The organism is Vibrio sp. Y10_XG_PY6 (assembly GCF_024181795.1).
Lineage (GTDB): Bacteria > Pseudomonadota > Gammaproteobacteria > Enterobacterales > Vibrionaceae > Vibrio > Vibrio diabolicus.
In genome coordinates this window covers 89,132-108,230 of sequence record NZ_JAMZAQ010000004.1, presented here as the reverse complement: position 1 = coordinate 108,230, position 19,099 = coordinate 89,132, and the positions used below count along the sequence as shown (strand labels likewise).

Here is a 19,099-nt window from a genome sequence, read left to right as displayed (position 1 = left end):
TTTTTTATAGCGAGAAGTATGTGAATTATCAAATTATTACCAAAAACAAAGACCTAGAAGAAGTTTGCATTCACGCCCGAGAGGCAGATGTAGTGATGATGGATACCGAATTCGTCCGTATTCGCACTTTCTACCCGCAGTTAGGTCTGATTCAGCTTTTCGATGGTAATCGCCTCTCGCTGATTGATCCGACCGAATTAACGGATATGACGCCGTTCGTAGCGCTATTAAAAGATACTTCTGTGCTAAAAGTGCTGCACGCATGTGGTGAAGATTTAGAAGTTTTCCAAAACGCATTTGGTTGCACTCCATTCCCTATGGTAGATACACAGTTGATGGCGGCCTTTCTTGGCCACGGTCTATCAACAGGCTTTGCAACGCTGGTGGAAGAATATTTAGGTGTTGAGCTAGACAAAAGTGAGTCACGTACTGACTGGATGGCCCGACCGTTGACGCAAAAGCAATTAGACTATGCTGCTGCAGACGTGCATTACTTGCTACCGTTATACGAGAAGCTGTTCGATAAGGTGACGCAAGCAGGTTGGTGGGAAGCCGTACAACAAGAAAGTGATTTGTTGGTTTCAAAACGCATTCGCGTCACTAATGAAGAGAATGCCTACCTTGATATTAAAGGTGCTTGGCAGTTAAAACCTTCTGAGCTGGCCATTTTAAAGCCTCTAGCGATGTGGCGTTACCGTGAAGCAATCAAACGAGATTTAGCGCTGAACTTTATCTTCAAAGAAGGTGACCTGTTAACAGTCGCTCGTCTTGGCTTAACTAACTTTAAGAAGATGGAGGCGGAAGATATTGATATCCGAGCGATTAACCGCCATGGCGCGAAGATTGCCGCTATTGTTAAACAAGCGAAGCAAACACCTTCTGAAGAGTATCCAGCAAAAATTGAACGCTTAATGGATTATCCAGGTTACAAACAAGTCTTCAAAAATATGAAAGACATAGTGAAATCGGCGTCGCAGAAGTCTGGCTTAGCGACGGAGTTCCTTGCTTCTAAAAAGCAGATTAATCAGCTGATCAGTTGGGTGTGGAAAAAAGATCGCGATCCAGAAGTGTTGCCTGACTTGATGCAGGGATGGCGTTTGGATCTGCTCGGCGACAAGATGAACAAAGCATTAAAGTAATAAAAGATTAAAAGGTTGGCCTCGGTGCCAACCTTTTTCATTCTAATCTGAGCATTCAATCTCGTGAGGAAAAGTGGTTTATTTCTCGTCGTCTGGTAGCTTCACATTGAGCTCAAGAACTGAGATATCGTCGTCTTTGTGCTCAAATGTTAAGTCAACCATATTTGGATCAATTGCCACGTACTTACTGATCACCTTCAAGATGTCCTCTTTCAATTGAGGCAAGTAAGAAGGCGCAGGATCATTTTGGCTGCGGCGCTCAGCAACAATGATTTGCAAACGCTCTTTAGCTAGATTCGCAGAAGTTTTCTTCTGTGGGCGGAAAAATTCTAATAATGACATGTCTAGCCTCCAAAGAGTCGTTTAAAGAGTCCTTTCTTCTCCTCAGTAAGGAAACGAAATTCAACCTGATTGCCTAATAAGCGATCAACGGTGTCAGAATAAGCCATGCCCGCATCGGTGTTATCGTCAAAAGTGACTGGCACACCTTTGTTTGACGCGTTAAGCACGGCTTGGCTTTCTGGAATCACGCCCAGTAGTGGAATATGTAAGATCTCCTCTACGTCTTCAACGCTTAGCATTTCGCCTTGAGTGACGCGAGATGGGTTGTAGCGAGTCAGTAGCAGGTGCTGTTTTACTGGCTCTAGCCCTTGTTCTGCACGCAGGGACTTAGAATCTAAAATACCGAGAATGCGGTCAGAGTCACGCACAGAAGAGACTTCTGGATTCGTTGTGACAATGGCTTCATCGGCGTAGTACAAGGCCATCAATGCGCCTTGTTCGATACCTGCTGGTGAATCACAAATAATGAAATCAAAGCCCATTTCATCAAGTTCGCCGAATACGCGCTGAACACCATCTTTTGTCAGTGCGTCTTTATCACGAGTTTGAGAAGCAGGAAGAATGAATAGGTTGTCCGTGCGCTTATCTTTGATCAGCGCTTGGTTTAATGTCGCTTCGCCGTTAATGACGTTTACAAAGTCATACACGACACGGCGCTCACAGCCCATGATTAGGTCGAGGTTACGCAAACCGATATCAAAATCGATCACCGCGGTCTTTTTTCCCTTCAGAGCTAGACCAGAGGCGATGGCTGCGCTTGAAGTGGTTTTACCAACGCCACCTTTACCAGACGTTACTACAATAATGCGTGCCATTTTTTTTCCTTTTTAGATTAAATCGCGAGAACTTCTAAATGTAATGATTCATCGGCTTTACTGATCATTACTTTCTTTTGCCAGTACTCGCTTTCAATTTGATCGCTTAACCAGTAGTCACCCGCAATGGATACCAGTTCTGCTTGTAAATCGTGGCAAATAATACGCGCTTCCTGCTGACCACTTGCGCCTGCAATCGCACGGCCTCGAAGTGTGCCATGGATATGAATAGAGCCGTCAGCGATGACTTCAGCACCAGCACTTACGTGCGCTAACACCACCAAATCACCATCTTTCGCGTAGATCTGTTGTCCTGATCGAACAGGCGTGCGAACTACTTTCGTTGGTGCCATTTTGGCTGGCGCCTGGCTTGGTGATTTGCTTGCCGACATAATGGCGAAGCCAGCTTCGGAAGCAAGATTTTGTACACGCTTGTCTTTACAGCCCGTTACACCGACCGGAATAAAACCAGCATCTGAGATGCCTTGTTTAAGCTTAGGGAAATCAATGTCGCCTTGTACTTTTGCTATATTGATTACCAAAGGCGCGGATGCAAAAAAAGAAGGTGCTTGAGAAACTTTTTCTTGCAAAAATTCGACAGTCTTTGCGATCTCATTGTCAGAAAGGTGTAAAACTGACAATGTAAAACTGCTACCTTTAAGGTCTGGTGAATGGGTCATCGTGGACTTCTTGCCTTTATTGAAAGAGCGTTGCCTTAAACTAGGTCTGTCATGTTATATTTCATCCTTTGACGCAGCAAGTTCTCTCGTGGGCAAATAGGTGAATTAATCTCAAATTTGCTATTAAGTTTGCGAGAATTTGACGTTTTCAACCTAATCCGCACTCAACGCGGCTAAATCAGCATAAAAGGCGTGTCATGCTTTGTTCTATTTATAAAAGCTCGAAAAAAGAAGGTACTTATCTCTATATTCCGAAAAAGGATGATTTTTCACAGGTTCCTGACACCTTAATGCAGATGTTCGGTAAGCCTATCGCTGTTATGACGATTAAACTTGATGGCCGTAAATTGGCACAAGTTGATATCGAAAAAGTGAAGGCTTCATTGCAAAATGATGGCTTCTTTTTGCAGGTTCCGCCTCCGCCGGAGAACCTACTAGAAAAGTACAAAGAACAAAAAGCCCAGCAGAAAGGCGAATAACGTCATCGTTTTTCATCTGGGATTTCTGCCTTGCTCAAGGAGGGCAATATGAAAAAAATACTGGCTACCATGCTTAGCGTTGGTGTGTGTACCTCGGCTTTTGCAAGTAGCGAGGGTTTCGATGAATACTTGAATAAGCTGCGTGCTGAAGCGCGTGATAAAGGTATCTCAGAGCAGGTCATTAGTGCTGCTTTTGCGAATGTTGAGTACAAGCCTCGAGCAGTAAAAGCGGACCGAAACCAACCAGAGAAGAAACTGACGTTGGATGAATACATTCCTCGCGCGGTGCCCGAATGGAAGGTGAAGCAAGCAAGACAACTCTATAAAGAGCATTACACCGAGCTAAAGCGTATAGGCGATGAGTACGGTGTGCAGCCTCGCTTTATCGTGGCGCTGTGGGGTGTAGAAAGTAACTTTGGTAAATTTACGGGTAACTTCAAAGTGATTGACGCGTTGTCGACAATGGCATTTGAAGGTCGTCGTGAAGAGTTTTTCCGTAAAGAGACCATGTCGGCATTGCAGATCCTCGATCAAGGCCATATTGAACTAGAAAACTTTAAGGGGTCATGGGCTGGTGCGATGGGGCAATGTCAGTTTATGCCAAGCTCTTTTCTTCGTTTTGCCGCTGACGGCAACGGGGATGGTAAAAAAGACATTTGGCAATCTGAAGCCGACGTATTTGCATCAACTGCTAACTATTTGAGCAAGTCCGGCTGGGATGACAAATACACTTGGGGTCGCCAAGTGAAAGTCCCTAAAGGCATTGATCGTAGCTTAGAAGGGCGCACGGCTGAAAAAGGTAAATACCTTCAGGAGTGGAGCAAACTTGGCATCACAAAATATGACGGTAGTCCGTTGCCAAAACTGGATGAAGACATCAAAGCCTGGTTGATCATGCCGGACGACGAAAATGGTCGTACGTATCTGGTTTACAATAACTACAACGTACTGATGAAGTGGAACCGCTCTTACTACTTCGCACTCGCCGTGAGTCACTTGGCTGACCGAATTAAATACTGAGCTGTTATAAAATAATCACTTGGCATCCAGTATTCAATATGAGGGCTCTTCGGAGTCCTTTGTTTTTCCTATAATCAAATCGAGGTAAAGCGTGTTATCTGAACGTGCTGCACAAATGGTGATCTTCTCCGCTCTTCTTAAACATAAAAGTTTCACTGCTGCTGCAAAGAGCTTAGGCGTGTCGGTGTCTCATGTGAGTAAGCAGTTGAGTCAGCTAGAAGCGTCTCTTGGTATCAAGCTTGTTCAACGCACTACGCGAAGCTTTACGCCGACTGAGGCAGGGAAAACCTTTTTTCATCACTGTGAGCAAGTGGTACAAGCGGTGAGCAGCGCCACATTAGAGATGGAGACCCAGCGGGATGAAGTGGCAGGTTTGGTACGTCTTGGATTGTCGCAATCATTTGGTACCTTACACATTATCCCAGCGATTCAAGAGTTACGCGAACTGTATCCTCAACTTCAAGTGGAAGTACATCTGTTTGACTATAAGGTCGATATGTTAGCCGAAGGGCTCGATTTATGGGTAACCAACAACGAGCATTTACCTGAAGGCTACATTGCGCAGCGTTTGACGGATTGCCAGTTTGTTGTAGCGGCATCACCAGATTACTTATTGAAACATGATACGCCAACAGAGCCGGATGACTTGTCTTCTCACAACTGTCTTATATACAGAAGCTGGGAGCGTGACTATACGGGGTGGGCATTTACTAAAGATCAGCAGGAGTTGAACGTAAAAGTTTCGGGCAACTATTCAGTGGATCTGGCAGAAGCCGTTCGGGATGCCGCTATTGCAGGTTGGGGCATTGCCTACCTTGCCACTTACTTACTGGGTGATGAGTTTAGAACGGGTAAGTTAATACAGTTGTTACCGGACTGGAAAGCAAGCCAGTCGATGCCGTTTTATGCGGTGTATCCAAGCCGCCAACATATGCCCAAAAAAATATCCGCAGTGATTAACTTCATCAAACAGAAGATCGGTAACCCGTGTCATTGGGATCAACGTCTAGCGCCTTACATATCTATTCCTAAGTAACAGGATCAATGACGTTATTGAACGGCACATAAGGTGATTCACTTCACAAAAGTTTTTCCAGAACTAGAAACATCTTTTCCATATGGAAATAATAAAAATAAGCAAACGTTTATATTTATATAATTCAATGTCTTATGATTAAGGTCAATTATTGGGCGCTTAAACTTTTCACACTGTTAACATCCTCAACTTGCAGCATTTTGAGTCCGCTATACAATCCGGTGCCTTCCATATCCCCCTTCTGTCGGATTCATTTTATGAACTCAATTATTGGTATCGTAGCCATACTATTCGTAGCATGGCTACTTTCTACAAATAGAAAAAATATAAAGCTGAGAACAGTGTCGTTTGCGTTTGCTTTGCAGGTACTGTTTGCGTTGTTGGTTTTATATGTACCAGCAGGACGAGATGCGCTGAATTCAGTGAGCAGCGTAGTGTCGAATTTGATCAACTATGGTCAAGAGGGCATTGCGTTTTTATTCGGTAATTTGGCGACAGGGGGCTTCACCTTTGCGATCAATGTTCTGGGTATCATCGTTTTCTTCTCCTCTCTTATCTCAGGTCTTTATCACATTGGTGTGATGCCAAAAATCATTAACTTTATCGGCGGTGGTATTCAAAAGCTGCTGGGTATCGGTCGTGCAGAGTCTTTGTCTGCTACGGCGAATATCTTTGTTGGCACCATTGAAGCGCCATTGATGGTAAAGCCATACCTAAAGCACATGACCGACTCGCAGTTCTTTGCGGTGATGACAGGTGGTTTGGCTTCTGTTGCTGGTGGAACGTTGGTCGGTTACGCGTCACTGGGCGTCGACCTTAACTATCTTATTGCTGCTGCATTTATGTCGGCACCTGCGGGCTTGCTGATGGCAAAAATTTTAATGCCAGAAGATACGGATAAAGCAGCAGATATCGACATTAGCCAAGTTGAAATTCCACGTGCAACCAACGTAGTAGAAGCATTAGCCGATGGTGCCATGGCGGGTGTACGCATTGCTGTATCGGTAGGTGGTACGCTATTGGCGTTCATCAGTGTCATTGCAATGTTAAATGGCATGCTAGGTTGGATTGGTGACCTTGTTGGGACACCATTAAGTTTTGAGCTCATCCTAGGTTTTGTGTTTGCGCCAGTCGCTTGGTTGTTGGGTATACCATGGCAAGAAGCAACCACAGCAGGCTCGCTGATTGGTAACAAGATTGTGGTGAATGAGTTCGTCGCTTTCATCCAGCTTGCAGAAGTGAAGTCTCAACTCAGTGAGCACTCTCAAGCTATCGTAACGTTTGCTTTATGTGGCTTTGCAAATATCTCAAGCATGGCGATGCTGATTGGTGGGTTGGGCTCATTGGTACCAGAAAAGCGTGCATTTGTTTCTAAGCATGGTTTCCGTGCGATTATCGCTGGTGTCATGGCGAATTTAATGAGCGCTTCTATTGCGGGCGTGATTTTAAGTCTGTAATTGAAATAGATATCAACAATTAGCAAAAAGGCTCCTTGCGGAGCCTTTTTCGTATCGGAAGTCTTACGTTATTTGTCCGTGTGGAACTGTTCGCAAGCGAGCATAGTGTTCTCAATTAAACTTGCGACGGTCATTGGGCCAACACCACCAGGGACAGGAGTAATAAAGCTCGCACTTTCACGTGCTTTATCGTATTCCACGTCGCCAACTAGCTTGCCTGAATCAAGACGGTTAATGCCGACATCGATAACCACTGCACCTTTCTTAATCCACTCTCCAGGGATGAAGTTTGGCTTACCAACCGCAACTACGACAACGTCAGCTTGACGCACATGACTCTCTAGGTCTTTGGTAAAACGGTGACATGTTGTCGTTGTACAGCCCGCAAGCAGCAGCTCAAGTGTCATTGGACGACCAACAATGTTTGATGCACCAACCACAACAGCATGTTTGCCACGAAGCTCTATGTTGTAACGGTCTAGTAGGGTAATGATGCCCTTTGGCGTGCAAGAGCGAAGCTTTGGAATACGTTGCGCAAGACGACCAACGTTGTAAGGGTGGAAGCCATCCACGTCTTTCTCTGGGTGAATGCGCTCTAAAACATGTGTTGTGTCGATGCCCGCAGGAAGGGGTAATTGCACTAGAATGCCGTCAATTTCATCATCGTTGTTTAATTCATCAATCAGCGCTAGTAACTCTTCTTCTGAGCTAGACGCAGGAAGGTCAAAAGACTTAGAAACAAACCCAACTTCTTCACATGCGCGGCGTTTGCTACCGACATAAACCTGAGAAGCAGGATCTTCACCAACTAGAACCACTGCTAAACCAGGGGCACGTAGCCCAGCTTCAACACGAGCTTTAACACGTGCTGCCACTTCGGATCGAACAGTTTGGGAAATGAGAGTTCCGTCTATATTTTGAGCAGTCATGACTTTCCTTATAAATTAAGAAGGCAAATTATCTGCGGCGCATTGTCGCAGAATTTTTTATTAACATCCATACGCAAACGTTTGCTTTGTGGTGTTTTTGAACATTAAGCGTTTTGATGGACTTTTTTTAGGCATTCAGATCAGAATGTTATGAAAACCCGTTGATTTACCCGTTTGAACTCGTATAATCCTGTCCCTGTAGCGCGCCCTTAGCTCAGCTGGATAGAGCACGTCCCTTCTAAGGATGTGGTCATTGGTTCGAATCCAATAGGGCGTGCCATTCTTCCTGCGAGCACAGTCTTTCTTGTTGATTAATGAGAGGACTGTGCTTTGCAAACCTTGACTCCCGTCACTATTCCTAACCCTACTTTAAACACACCGATTCCTATTTGTGTCTCATTCTATGTAGAGGTTAAAGCCCAATACCACAAAAGCTATCTAGGCACGATACGTTATCGCCTAGATCGTATAAGCAAACACTTTGCATCTTTCCAAGTTCGAGACCTTACCACCAGCCCTAACGCTAGAGAGCATATCAATAGCTTTATTGAGTCGCGTTTAAAGGTGGTTAAATCGGGAACCGTTCGCAAAGATGTATCTACTTTGCAGGCTATGATCAATTGGCTAAGGCGAGATATAGGGCTGCAAATTCCTGACATCTTTAAGCAAATCCGAATTCCCAAAGATTATGGAGTGAGGCAATTCGTTCCCACGGATGAGCAGGTTTACAAGGTTATTGGTAACTTGCCAACGGATGAGCTAAAAGATATTTGTCTATTGCTAAGTGAAACCGCATGTAGGCGCAATGAGATACTCAAGCTTAGGATTCAAGACGTACATTTAGATAAGCGGTATATTCAGTTATACGATACGAAGAACGGCGAAGATAGAAGGGTTCCTCTGTCCAATCCTGCGATGGCGGTGTTATCTAAACGGCTCGACCTGATTGAAGGTAAAGCTGAGACTTATCCGTTATTTTCTGTTATGCCTGAATTTGTAAGTAAGCAATTCAGGAAGGCGGCTGATAAAGAAGGTTTGTCTGACTTTGTATTGCATTCCTTAAGGCACTATCGACTATCTAAACTAATAGGAGCAGGGCATGACAGTATCCTTGTTTCGAAAGTGTCAGGTCATAAAGACCATCGTATGTTAAATAGGTATGTAAAGCTAGATGCAACGAATTTAGCTAGTTTGTTATTTGATTAAATAGAAAGGGTAGGCCGAAAGGTCTACCTTTTTTTTTGTTATCAAGTACCTAAAAATATTCTGGTTTTGTGCGAGGGCTATATTGCGTTTCCGTTTCTTATATTTCCCCCGTATACCCCCCACTTTAGTTAAGATAAACAACAATAGAAATCTAGACGTCCGTCCAGCATAGCAGGGGTAGTGCTGGATAGTGTTCGCTCTAGTCTTTGATCTCGTTTACGGTCTCTGTTCCTTCTATCTGTTCTATCTTTTAACCATGGTTAATTGATTTCTTGATAGTTTTCTATCACTTATCTTGTTGACATGGTTATATGATAGGATTATCTTATACCTATCTAAATGATAGTCTGTTGCCGTAACGGAGATTGTAATCATGGCTAAATATTTTAATGCGAAAGGTGTCAAGGTTGGAGATGTGATAACGGCTGTTCTAGGTAATGGTATGCGTGTAAATCTAACTAGGTTACCAAGTGGTTCATTTAAGGCTGTTGTTAACGGTGAGGAATGGATACATGATGCGTCTACAATGCGTAACAAGCTTGAGTTATTAGATACTGAATGCTCAACTACAAGCCCTATGAGTTCACGTGAGTTTATCTATGCACGTGTCTCTACAGCAAAGCAAAGCTTAGACTCTCAACTTGACGTGTTGAAAGGTGCTTATCCTAGAGCAAAAGTAATCACCGATAAGGCGTCAGGTAAGACACTTGAACGTAAGGGCTTTGAGCACCTCAACTCAGAGCTTCAAGAGGGCGATACTGTTATCATTTATGATTTATCGCGCCTTGGTCGTAATACTCAAGAGTTATTAGAGCTGGTGGATGATTGGTCAAAGCGTGGTATTGGCTTAGTTGTTCAAAACTTAGGAGGTTCACCTGTAGATACAAGGACGGCTACGGGTAAGCTGATGTTTACAGTATTAGCCGCAGTAGGACAGATGCAACGAGAAATACAAAATGAAAAAACACAATTAGGCGTAGACCGTGCTAAAGCTCAAGGTAAATTCAAAGGTAAACAGCAAACCCAGAAAACCATAGATGCATGTCAGAAGGCAATGGAATATCTAGGTAAAGGTCTAAGCAAAGAAGCAGCAGCAAAAGCCGCAGGGATTGGTGTTGCTACTCTTTATCGTTGGATTCGAGATAATAAAACTGCTTGATAAACAGATTAGCTGATTTGCTATTTATACCTTCTGTTAGTTAACACTATAGAGGGGCTGGTGAGGTTGTTAATCGAATTATGAGTGTCTAGTAAACCAGACTTGTATTTTTGTGAGTGGATGTTTTATTCATTTTTGGGTTGTGCATTTATCTAGGATACTACTTTAAATGGTGAGCATTTAGGTTGCACTATAGAAGAAGATCTCTCAGCCTAAGTGAGTGCCTAGCTGGTGAGTTTGTTCTGTGTTGGAAGTGTTTCATTTGTTAATTTTCGTATTTAGGTTGCACTATAGAAGAGAGAATAAAAGCATCTCACAATTGATTAACATGGATTGGCTCACCATCGACGAGCTGACCTCGCCAACTGTCTTGAATGACAATCCACTTTAACTCACTAACTTGCTATAAAACTTGGTTGATAGCCCTACATATCAAGATGCAAGAGAAAGGTTACTGATGATGTTGGAGAGATCCATCTGTCTGGGCTTGGGCTACCCTGACAGCACGTGGAACCATTTTTAAGGAGGCCACTATAAGGTCTTCTAGTTGCACTAGTTATCTATTTTCCTTTTCTTTAGAAAAGAAATAAATAAGTGGTCTATAGAGACCACAATAAGGTCTCTAGTATTTAAGATAATAAAAAGATAGAAAGTAAAGGCCATGAAAGGCATAAGTGAAAATATGGCTAGCCAGTTTCTCTTGTACCTTTAAGTTCTATTAAAAACTACAATTAACCATCCTTCCCTGAGCTATCGATTAGCTAACTGACCTCTTTTTCTTTAGGCCATTTTATATCAATAAGGCCTTAAATCCTTCGGAAAGACTGATTAGCAACTTCTAATCATTTTAATTCTGAGCATCTATCTATTGCTCATTGATTTAATTAATTAACTCAACTTCACTCAAATAACTAATCATGATTTTAATATAAAGGAGGTTTTATATGTCTAGATTCGCAGGAACTAATGCAGGCATCTCTGAGACCGAGTGGCGTAGACAGACTCAAATAAGGGATGTTTCTAGAGACGCAATAAAGGTTCAAGAGCCCGCTATGGAGCGTAAAAAGCGTTTCAAGAGAGTTAAGCTACCATGTGGCAACTATGGATATATTGAAGCGTAAAGGTCTTAAGTTATATTCAGGTAACTGAAAGGCGCTTGCTCGCTCGTTTGTTCTGCCATTTGTTTCTACTACAGCAACTATCAATCTAATGTCGCCATCCACAGGCAATTTATTTTTCAAATCAACTGTATATCTGAGTACACCTTAGCTATTGGTCGCGTAATTCCGTTCAGTTGTCGGCTAATAGGGTGGACTAAGGTGTACCCGAATATGAGGAGTTACAACAATGAAAAAAGCAAACAATGAAGTTATTAAAAAGATGACAGCTAAAGAGCTAACATTTCTTATTGAAGCAATAAAGCAAGGTCGTTATGACGATGCAAAGGAGCTCGTTAATACAAAGGAACTGCCTGATGTAACAGAGGCACAAGCAATGGAATTAGAGCGTATTGATTTAGTACCTGCATACACGTTTGAAGACTTTTACTATAACCCTGCTGGTCGTTTAACAATGCACCCTGAATACTCTACTTTTGAAACAGATACTCAGAATCTCGCCTATGTATCTAGTTGGTGGTCGAATTTAGAGGGAGAGGTGGCTTTCGGTGTTGAGGTAAATGATAACTCAGACAGTTATTTATCGTATATTTTAGAAGTAATCGAGGCCAGTAAATCACACTTAGAGTCGTTTTTATCAGATATCAAAGAGTATAAAGATAAGGCTCAATATTTCTGTCGTGACAAAAACATCCAATTAGTTCAGAAAATCCTTATTGCACGTAAAGAACGAAAAGCGCAATACCATAAATTAGATGAGTTGGAGCTTATGGTGCAACTTATGAACGAACGGGATGAATCGGTTAAGGCTGAGCTTCAAGAGGAAGCATTGCGCCGTGTTCAAGACAAAAAGAAACCGAAACTAACTCATTTTGAAATGGTTCGTGGGGATGATGTTCGCCGTGAGGGTATGACAACGGGCTTTGACGTTAATACCTACTCGGGTGATTTTTCAAGCCCTCTTCAGAGCGTACTTGAAGGCTTCAATAACCGTGCTATCAACGTTCCTGTTAGTGAGGTTGAGCTATGAGTAAGTTAGTTTATGGCGTGGGTCTAAATGATGTGAAGGGCGGCTACAAGCTGCCCTCTTATCGCAGATGGACAAAAATGCTTGAGCGTTGCTATAAGAAGAATAATGGTGCTTTAGTTTGCAATGAATGGTTAGCTTTCAGTCGATTCAACCAATGGTATAATTTTAAGGAGAAGCAATTAGCATCGGTAGGTTATGACATCGAGCAACTAGTCATGGATAAGGATTTACTTGCCATTGATGGCTTGGTTTACTCACCTCAAACATGCGTGTTTTTACCTCCAGCTATCAACACCTTTTTAAGCAACTGTCAGCCCAAGAAAAGTAGGGACAAAGCAAAAGAGTTTGGGTTGCCACAAGGGGTATGTATTGATCACACAGCTAAACAAAAACCATACCGCATTAAAACTATTGGGCGTAGCAAGCAAACCATCATTTACTTCTCAACTCCAGAAGACGCCTATTGCTATCGTCTACATCTAAGATGCAAGGAATTAGAAAGGTTGCTTTTGACATACAAGAAATTGCTAAAACAACAGTGCGCCTATGGTAAGCTTGCTCAGCTAACCCATTTAGAAAACATGATGAATTATGAGACCTTACAACGACTTTGCTTGGAGGCTCAGGATATTTAGTTGAGCTTTACCCACTTATAAATTATTTGGTCTTATTAGTAGTATGGTACAACGAATCGTAAGAGCATTTAACAATGCCCATTAAATCGTTATTGGGCATTGTGTATTTTAAAAGCGAACAATAATTATTATGTTAACTCTTTAATTAGTAGTTATGACGATATAACATTATTTAAGAAGTCGTCACATTCTAGTGTTACATATTCAGGTATAAGATCAAACTCTGATGGGTCAAGTTGGCATATGTATTCATTTTCAATATGATATGTTTCGTTGATGAATTTCTGTATTACGGAGTTTTTGACGTCTATACCAAATAATCTAAAAACCTGAAGCTTTTCATATCCATTCTGGCAGCTTTCGTAAAGCTCTTTTAGAGCAGTTTGATTTTTTAGGCGATTTAAAATTAAGTCGTAATCAAAATCAGTTATTTTATCTGTAATATGAGAACATCCGCGATCAAATTTTATTGGGTTCATATCAGGATATCCATCTTCACCTTCTGGTTCTCGTTTGTCTATAGGGGTATCTCTTAAGTGAAATAAGTTCGATAGAACTTGATATGCATCCTCTTTGTCATCCAAAATCTCATAATTCCTTCTTAGGTATATAAGTTTTAAAATGATGTCTCGGTCTTTTTTAATAGTATTATTACAAATTTGAGAAAATGTTTTGATATCGTTCTTGGATATTTCCTGTTCAAGTAACTCACCATTAGAATACTTAAGGTAGTAAGCTCTTACTTTATTGTTAAACTGTTCTGATACCGCTTTAACTGTATCGATTATTGGTTCAACATCGTGTGTTAGCATTAAAACAGTATCACCTTGCAAACAATCTTGCGTTTTTCTATGGAACAACATTTCTAAAATTGCATATTTTTTGTTCTTGTCGAATGATGATATGGGATCGTCTAGAACAATCAAATCTGGTTTTTTGGCTAAGCACTCGTACATAAACAACACTATTGCGAAAGCGTTTCTCTCGCCAAAACTTAGGTGCTGATTTCCCCCACTTACGAACTCATCATGGTCAACATGCCTTAATTTTAATCGTGATTTATCATCTTCGCCCGAAATTTCAACAGCATACTTATAGCCAGCATATGATAAAAAATTATTGATGTCTGTTTGGTGCTTGGCGATCAGTTTTTGCATACCTGAGCGTTGAATATTTATTTTACCTTGCAGTATTCCGGCTTGCTTGCTTACTTCATCAATGGACTTGTTGATAGACATAATTGCTGCTTGGGTTTTCTCTGAATCGATGATAGAGAAAAATTGCAGGTCTAGTTTGAATTTATCTAGCTTTTCATTAACTTTTTCACCTTGTTTAAAGTCAAAGCCATTGAGTGTCTTAAGCAGTTCAAGTTTTTCAATAAGTGTATCGATCTGTGTCTTTATTTCACTTAGAAACTGTTCGTGTTCTTTTTCTAGTCCTTCTGGTAAAGAGGTGATTGTTGTTAACTTCTGTTTAGTATCTTCAGACAGGTAATCTCCCAGTTTATCTATGATAGATATGATACCGACTAGGTTTTTTATTACTGTTTTGTCATACTCTTGGCCAACTTTTTGAATTTGCTCTTTTTTGTCTTGCGTATCAGATGAACAAAACGGGCAACTGTCTGAAAGTTCAGAAAATTCCTTCTGTCCCTTTGTCTGCCAATCTATCCAACTAACATTGTTTGGACTTCGGATAAACGGTTGGTAAACCTCTAGCCCGTTGGGAATGTGTTCAATTTTATTTCCTGCTGATAATCCTTTCATCCCTGTTGAAGATTTTGATATGCCTGTCTTCGTAAGCTTGAAAGTTGCCCCTAACTCTTTTAAGTTGGTAATTAAAGTCTCTAATTCAATATTATCGGCAAACATGTTCTTGATATCTTGAACTATTGCTTCAATTTCTTTTTCCGTTTCTATATATGCGTCAGTTCGAATAAAGATATCAAAACTATTACTTAGAAGCTCGTCGGATTGAAATGTAAATTGACTTACATAAGCTTCATTAAAACACAACACAGAATTAAGCTCAGGGGTGATGTGGACTTCAGGTTTTAAATTTTCTGGGTTTTCACTTCTTAGTTTGAATGGCACTAAGTCTGCCAATTTTTCATCGTCAGTATGATAGATTAGTGCTTTAGCTATTGTGCTCTTGCCTGTCCCATTAGGGGCAAACTTTATATTTAATTTACCTTTCTCTATGTTTAAGCGAGCTCTATCAATGTTGTTGCAATTAGCAATGTCAATTTGCATCAGATTATTTCCTTAAGTTCAAATATGGAGTGCTACACTTTCAACTTACAAGGTATGAGATTGGTTGCACCTTGAGTGACCTAAAGATAACCATTAGTCAATGTATTACATAATTTCAAGCTAGTAATCCGCTTGCTACTTAAAAAAGTGGTATAACGCAAATTATGCTTAAGCTTCCACGTAGTTATAGAACTAGCAATTTTAGTAACACTAGTCTCTCTGGTTCAAAACGGTTGATGCACATTTATAGGTTTGGTTTGACTGGATTGGCACAGAGTAATATGATCTTGCACAAGCGACTGTGCTCGTAGTACCTAGTTTGACACTAGCCCACATACAGACCTTTTATCTTCTAAGGATGTGGTCATTGGTTCGAATCCAATAGGGCGTGCCATATTCTATAAGGCCTGACAGCTTATTAAGTTGTCAGGCCTTTGTCGTTTTGGGCGTTTATAGTCGGCTAAGTAGTCGGTTAAGCTTGTAGCTTAATGTAATCATCTGTAATAAATGCATAAGTTCGCTTGCTTCTCGCTGCTAGGTATTTGAAACTCAACATGCAAATCAGCCCCTTTTCAAACATACACTTCATAAAGAAGCCTAATAGGACTTGTGTTTGGGTATAGAGTCTTGGGTTCCCTCGATCTGGTTACTACAGAAGAAGCAATGTCTCGAATTGACACAATGAGAAACACTGTTTGCAAGAAAATGTCGACATTGTCGGATAAATGTACAATTATTAACTTACTTGTATCATGCTAGCCTTTTGATTTTGATGCACTGGAGAAATTATGGCCAAGACTAAACAAGATGTTCTTAAAGAACGTTATGAAGAGTTTCAAGCGCGTAAAAGGACAACTAAAGGTATTAAGTATGAGCTGGTTGATGGTGATGTTCTTCGTCTAGATACAGCTTCTGTCAAGCGCAATCAAGTTGTTAAGGCACAGATCGCTGCATCCAAAAATGTACCTTTAGAGGCTTGAGTTAAATGCCATACCATTAGGTGTGGCATTTCTAATTAGAGAGTAGGGATGATTAAGCCAACTGTATTGTTTTTATTGATACTCGGAATATCAGGATATTTCTTTCTTAATGGCCTATCTAAGTACCATTTCAAATTAAAACGAACTATTGGTTATCATACTTTTTTCGAGTCAACAGCCTTTGGTTTGCTCTTATTTGTATTCGCTTCTGTTATCCATATTATCATCCAGTATTGCGGTCGTATTATGGGAGTTGAGCATGATTTAGGCTATTGGGCCTTATCAAAGGCTTTGCTTATTACCCCTAAGAGTGCAGACGTAGCGCTGTTCAATATTAGTTTGATCACCTTAATCCTTGGTTTCTCTTTACCGAAGGTACATATCCTCCTCGCAAGTTTCGGATGTTACAATAGTTTTAAAAATAAACTAATCGCTTTCAAGTGGGCAAGTTCATTAAATCACCGCTTATCAGAACTCAAGAGCAAAATTAAGATTCAAAAAGATGATGAGCTGAGAAAAGAGTTCCTGTCCGATGTAGAAAGCCCAGAGTTTTCAAGGCTAATAGATAAAGCTAGTGAATTATCACTTCCTATACTTTTTACCATGTCCGATAGTAAAGTTTACATCGGCTATCCGTATGAGATAACGGGAGGAGCAACAATTAACGATTTATTGGTCATTCCTTTAGTAAGCGGCTATAGGAGCAAAGATAAAAATAAACTTGAAGTAGTGACTCGATACATAGATGTTGTACAAGAGTTAAGAGTAAAGGAGAACATTGAATTTAAAAATATGCTTCTTCACGAGGGGAAGTATACTGAAGCTGAGATAGACGAACTCTTTCAACAATATCCAAGCCTCAGCTTAGATTCATCAGAAGTAGATGACTTGGATGAATTTGTCCCATACTTGGTCTCGCTACCGTACCGCGAAATAGTACATGCACACATTCACAACTTAGACCAGTATGAGCTATTCAGGTCAAAGGAAGATTGAGTGGCCTGCTATAAAGCCAATTACTTACCGTCTGTTTCCTTCATGTAATGAACGGATAGTTTGCATCAGGTGGGATATTTTTACATCGACGCGGACACTACTAGTGGAAGTTTAAAATCTGCCGACGAAAGAAACTCCCAGTTTATCAATTTTTTCTAGAGGGTGATAAAGTTGCGCATAATAGTTTTTCTCAGGATCTATTGTTAAATAACTATCATTGTCCACGATTTTAACTTTGTTGATACCTGGGGTACTTAGAGCTGATATATAGCCTATAGGGTAGTCTGGCTCAATACTATAAGCATACCCAGCGTTATCAGTGCAAGATAGGCTTACTATATCAAAAGTGGCTATCATTTTATCTTTCTCGATATTCGATGCTCTGACACCTAGGCGGCAATCTCCCCCATCAAAAACGTGTTCACTTGATGTCGAAGATATTGGAGAAACGGTTGTCACGATCGCAAATGTATAGTCGTGCTCAGTTTTAGCAATGTGCGACTGGGGACTGTTCAGCCATGGCAATGAAAGAAACTTAATCACAGCGGCGGAACTACTTGGAATACTGTAGTTAGATGCTTCCAACTTGGCTAATTTTAAGCGCTTTTCCACAGCACCGTCACCTTGTACCGTTACGAGGGTCGGCTGCTCATACCCAATAATCTGTTTTATATCTTGCACAAACCGCATCCCCGTATCTTTTGCTTCATAAACATAAGAGGTGGCAGTTAATAGCGCAGCGATAGAGATTACTATTTTGTTTTTGCTAATGATTTCCTTGAGTCTGGTAAAGCCCATTGGTCTCTCCATCAGATATTACTAACTTTTTCTATAACCATGCCACTTTGCTCTGCAAAGTGAATCAATCGAGTGATATTGCTTAGGCTCCACTGGTTGGTGATGGCTATCACTTCATCGTTAGGTAACGTAATCAACATGTCTTCATCGCTGTGGAAGCGGCGAATTCTACCTTGAGGGATATCATCCGCTAGGATGGCTATACGTCGTCTTACTGGCTCGTTAAATGCGTTGAGTACCTCATTTAAACTTTGTGGCTGATGCTTCTCGATCCAGTCCGTGACTAACGCTAGTGCGAGGTGACGCTTTTTATAGGTATGACCGTTATAGCGGTACTCCGAGTAATCTTTTTCGCCTTTTTGAACGCTTGTGCGCTGTTCAGCACGCTTCTCGCGGAACTTCACCTGGTACTCTTCTACCTCGGGTACAGGGATGATCTGTTCGGCATTGATCAGTACATCTTCTTTGTAGCGATAGGGCGTGAGGCGCACACAACTGATATCGATGCCTTTATCACGCAGCCATAAGACAGAAGTTGTGAGTTCTTTACCGAAGTCTGCTGAGGCTAAAACGATTCGAACATCGTTACCAAAGTCATCTAAGCTGTTTTCATCAAGATCGACAAACTCTAGAATGGCTTCGCGGGCATCAATTTCTTGACCTTCTTTCTTCAAGTATTGGGCATAGTAGTCACACGCTTTGTCGAACGTCATGGTAGAGATCATTGCGGCATAGCGTAGCGCTTGCAGCTCCATATGCGCACCGACTTCATCACGTTTAAGCTCGATAACGACTAAGTTGGCATTCTTGTCGATGGCTAACAGGTCGATACGGCGACGGCTGTCTTCCCAGTCTGAAAACTCTTCTGATATCACCAGACAATCTGGTGCGATGGCATCAATACAGCCTTTCAGCGCTTCTTGTAAATCGTGCCGCTCTTGCAGCCCTTCGGCTGCAAAGGTGGTCGGTGTCAGTGCAGTGAGGTTTTTATCAGCGATGTTATATAAACTCAAAAGAATCCCTTATCC

The 19,099-nt window shown here is 41.4% G+C and carries 19 protein-coding genes and 1 tRNA gene; 13 read left to right on the top strand and 7 right to left on the bottom strand.

Annotated elements, in window-relative coordinates; all coding sequences use genetic code 11:
- Positions 1 to 20: 20 nt before the first annotated feature.
- Positions 21 to 1,139, top strand: coding sequence for a ribonuclease D (rnd, locus tag NL644_RS19030; protein ID WP_147269922.1), 1,119 nt, complete (start codon positions 21 to 23; stop codon positions 1,137 to 1,139).
- Positions 1,140 to 1,217: 78 nt separating this feature from the next.
- Here rnd and minE read toward each other — a convergent pair whose 3' ends face one another.
- From minE to minC, 3 genes are read right to left on the bottom strand one after another with little or no spacing between them, the layout of a single operon-like run.
- Positions 1,218 to 1,481, bottom strand: coding sequence for a cell division topological specificity factor MinE (gene minE / locus NL644_RS19025; RefSeq protein ID WP_005396037.1), 264 nt, complete (start codon positions 1,479 to 1,481; stop codon positions 1,218 to 1,220).
- Between the two features lie 2 nt (positions 1,482 to 1,483).
- Positions 1,484 to 2,296, bottom strand: coding sequence for a septum site-determining protein MinD (gene minD / locus NL644_RS19020; RefSeq protein WP_005388331.1), 813 nt, complete (start codon positions 2,294 to 2,296; stop codon positions 1,484 to 1,486).
- A 17-nt stretch (positions 2,297 to 2,313) separates the two neighbouring features.
- On the bottom strand, positions 2,314 to 2,976 hold the full coding sequence (gene minC / locus NL644_RS19015; RefSeq protein ID WP_005382304.1) for a septum site-determining protein MinC: 663 nt from the start codon (positions 2,974 to 2,976) through the stop codon (positions 2,314 to 2,316).
- Between the two features lie 197 nt (positions 2,977 to 3,173).
- Here minC and NL644_RS19010 point away from each other — a divergent pair, with 197 nt between their 5' ends.
- From NL644_RS19010 to NL644_RS18995, 4 genes are all read left to right on the top strand, one after another.
- Positions 3,174 to 3,455, top strand: a complete 282-nt coding sequence (locus tag NL644_RS19010) for a YcgL domain-containing protein (protein WP_005382303.1) — start codon at positions 3,174 to 3,176, stop codon at positions 3,453 to 3,455.
- Positions 3,456 to 3,503: 48 nt separating this feature from the next.
- A complete protein-coding gene (locus NL644_RS19005) occupies positions 3,504 to 4,475 on the top strand; it encodes a lytic transglycosylase domain-containing protein (RefSeq protein ID WP_047009509.1) in 972 nt (323 codons plus the stop codon).
- A gap of 91 nt (positions 4,476 to 4,566) precedes the next feature.
- The gene (locus NL644_RS19000) at positions 4,567 to 5,511 is read left to right on the top strand and encodes a LysR family transcriptional regulator (protein ID WP_005396032.1); all 945 of its coding nucleotides are present in this window, start codon (positions 4,567 to 4,569) and stop codon (positions 5,509 to 5,511) included.
- 257 nt (positions 5,512 to 5,768) lie between these two features.
- Positions 5,769 to 6,968: a NupC/NupG family nucleoside CNT transporter gene (locus NL644_RS18995; RefSeq protein WP_065645448.1), complete on the top strand. Its 1,200-nt coding sequence runs from the start codon at positions 5,769 to 5,771 to the stop codon at positions 6,966 to 6,968.
- A gap of 68 nt (positions 6,969 to 7,036) precedes the next feature.
- Here NL644_RS18995 and folD read toward each other — a convergent pair whose 3' ends face one another.
- Positions 7,037 to 7,897, bottom strand: a complete 861-nt coding sequence (gene folD / locus NL644_RS18990) for a bifunctional methylenetetrahydrofolate dehydrogenase/methenyltetrahydrofolate cyclohydrolase FolD (RefSeq protein WP_005396027.1) — start codon at positions 7,895 to 7,897, stop codon at positions 7,037 to 7,039.
- A 203-nt stretch (positions 7,898 to 8,100) separates the two neighbouring features.
- On the opposite strand from folD, the gene NL644_RS18985 reads away from it, so the two are divergent.
- The 6 genes from NL644_RS18985 (at position 8,101) to NL644_RS18960 (ending at position 13,045) form a co-directional block, all read left to right on the top strand.
- Positions 8,101 to 8,177 (top strand) — tRNA-Arg (locus tag NL644_RS18985).
- Between the two features lie 50 nt (positions 8,178 to 8,227).
- On the top strand, positions 8,228 to 9,103 hold the full coding sequence (locus NL644_RS18980) for a site-specific integrase (protein ID WP_182019076.1): 876 nt from the start codon (positions 8,228 to 8,230) through the stop codon (positions 9,101 to 9,103).
- A 373-nt stretch (positions 9,104 to 9,476) separates the two neighbouring features.
- Positions 9,477 to 10,262 (top strand): recombinase family protein, encoded by a 786-nt coding sequence (locus NL644_RS18975; RefSeq protein WP_025555050.1) that lies wholly within the window; start codon positions 9,477 to 9,479, stop codon positions 10,260 to 10,262.
- Between the two features lie 944 nt (positions 10,263 to 11,206).
- A complete protein-coding gene (locus NL644_RS18970) occupies positions 11,207 to 11,383 on the top strand; it encodes a hypothetical protein (protein WP_182019075.1) in 177 nt (58 codons plus the stop codon).
- A 226-nt stretch (positions 11,384 to 11,609) separates the two neighbouring features.
- Entirely contained in the window at positions 11,610 to 12,410 is an 801-nt protein-coding gene (locus tag NL644_RS18965; RefSeq protein ID WP_182019074.1) for a hypothetical protein, read from the top strand.
- Positions 12,407 to 13,045 carry a hypothetical protein gene (locus tag NL644_RS18960; RefSeq protein WP_021485386.1) on the top strand — a complete coding sequence of 213 codons (639 nt, stop codon included), beginning with the start codon at positions 12,407 to 12,409 and terminating at the stop codon, positions 13,043 to 13,045. The genes NL644_RS18965 and NL644_RS18960 overlap by 4 nt, the downstream gene beginning before the upstream one ends.
- 152 nt (positions 13,046 to 13,197) lie before the next feature.
- On the opposite strand, the gene NL644_RS18955 is transcribed toward NL644_RS18960, so the two are convergent.
- Positions 13,198 to 15,297 (bottom strand): AAA family ATPase, encoded by a 2,100-nt coding sequence (locus NL644_RS18955; RefSeq protein WP_021485392.1) that lies wholly within the window; start codon positions 15,295 to 15,297, stop codon positions 13,198 to 13,200.
- A gap of 788 nt (positions 15,298 to 16,085) precedes the next feature.
- Here NL644_RS18955 and NL644_RS18950 point away from each other — a divergent pair.
- Entirely contained in the window at positions 16,086 to 16,277 is a 192-nt protein-coding gene (locus tag NL644_RS18950) for a hypothetical protein (RefSeq protein WP_114322587.1), read from the top strand.
- Between the two features lie 48 nt (positions 16,278 to 16,325).
- A complete protein-coding gene (locus NL644_RS18945; RefSeq protein ID WP_098416155.1) occupies positions 16,326 to 17,273 on the top strand; it encodes a hypothetical protein in 948 nt (315 codons plus the stop codon).
- Between the two features lie 111 nt (positions 17,274 to 17,384).
- Here the strand turns inward: NL644_RS18945 and NL644_RS18940 are convergent, their stop codons facing one another.
- Positions 17,385 to 18,071: a hypothetical protein gene (locus tag NL644_RS18940; RefSeq protein WP_114322586.1), complete on the bottom strand. Its 687-nt coding sequence runs from the start codon at positions 18,069 to 18,071 to the stop codon at positions 17,385 to 17,387.
- Positions 18,072 to 18,082: 11 nt separating this feature from the next.
- Positions 18,083 to 19,084: a hypothetical protein gene (locus tag NL644_RS18935; RefSeq protein ID WP_114322585.1), complete on the bottom strand. Its 1,002-nt coding sequence runs from the start codon at positions 19,082 to 19,084 to the stop codon at positions 18,083 to 18,085.
- Positions 19,085 to 19,099: the final 15 nt, after the last annotated feature.

Bases quoted from the DNA above. Each gene is read 5' to 3' on its own strand.
- NL644_RS18960 (WP_021485386.1), top strand. From the start codon at position 12,407: ATGAGTAAGTTAGTTTATGGCGTGGGTCTAAATGATGTGAAGGGCGGC.
- NL644_RS18965 (WP_182019074.1), top strand. From the start codon at position 11,610: ATGAAAAAAGCAAACAATGAAGTTATTAAAAAGATGACAGCTAAAGAG.
- NL644_RS19010 (WP_005382303.1), top strand. From the start codon at position 3,174: ATGCTTTGTTCTATTTATAAAAGCTCGAAAAAAGAAGGTACTTATCTC.
- NL644_RS18945 (WP_098416155.1), top strand. From the start codon at position 16,326: ATGATTAAGCCAACTGTATTGTTTTTATTGATACTCGGAATATCAGGA.
- NL644_RS18995 (WP_065645448.1), top strand. From the start codon at position 5,769: ATGAACTCAATTATTGGTATCGTAGCCATACTATTCGTAGCATGGCTA.
- NL644_RS18950 (WP_114322587.1), top strand. From the start codon at position 16,086: ATGGCCAAGACTAAACAAGATGTTCTTAAAGAACGTTATGAAGAGTTT.
- minC (WP_005382304.1), bottom strand. From the start codon at position 2,976: ATGACCCATTCACCAGACCTTAAAGGTAGCAGTTTTACATTGTCAGTT.
- NL644_RS18940 (WP_114322586.1), bottom strand. From the start codon at position 18,071: ATGGGCTTTACCAGACTCAAGGAAATCATTAGCAAAAACAAAATAGTA.
- folD (WP_005396027.1), bottom strand. From the start codon at position 7,897: ATGACTGCTCAAAATATAGACGGAACTCTCATTTCCCAAACTGTTCGA.
- NL644_RS18955 (WP_021485392.1), bottom strand. From the start codon at position 15,297: ATGCAAATTGACATTGCTAATTGCAACAACATTGATAGAGCTCGCTTA.
- NL644_RS19005 (WP_047009509.1), top strand. From the start codon at position 3,504: ATGAAAAAAATACTGGCTACCATGCTTAGCGTTGGTGTGTGTACCTCG.
- minE (WP_005396037.1), bottom strand. From the start codon at position 1,481: ATGTCATTATTAGAATTTTTCCGCCCACAGAAGAAAACTTCTGCGAAT.
- NL644_RS18975 (WP_025555050.1), top strand. From the start codon at position 9,477: ATGGCTAAATATTTTAATGCGAAAGGTGTCAAGGTTGGAGATGTGATA.
- NL644_RS18970 (WP_182019075.1), top strand. From the start codon at position 11,207: ATGTCTAGATTCGCAGGAACTAATGCAGGCATCTCTGAGACCGAGTGG.
- minD (WP_005388331.1), bottom strand. From the start codon at position 2,296: ATGGCACGCATTATTGTAGTAACGTCTGGTAAAGGTGGCGTTGGTAAA.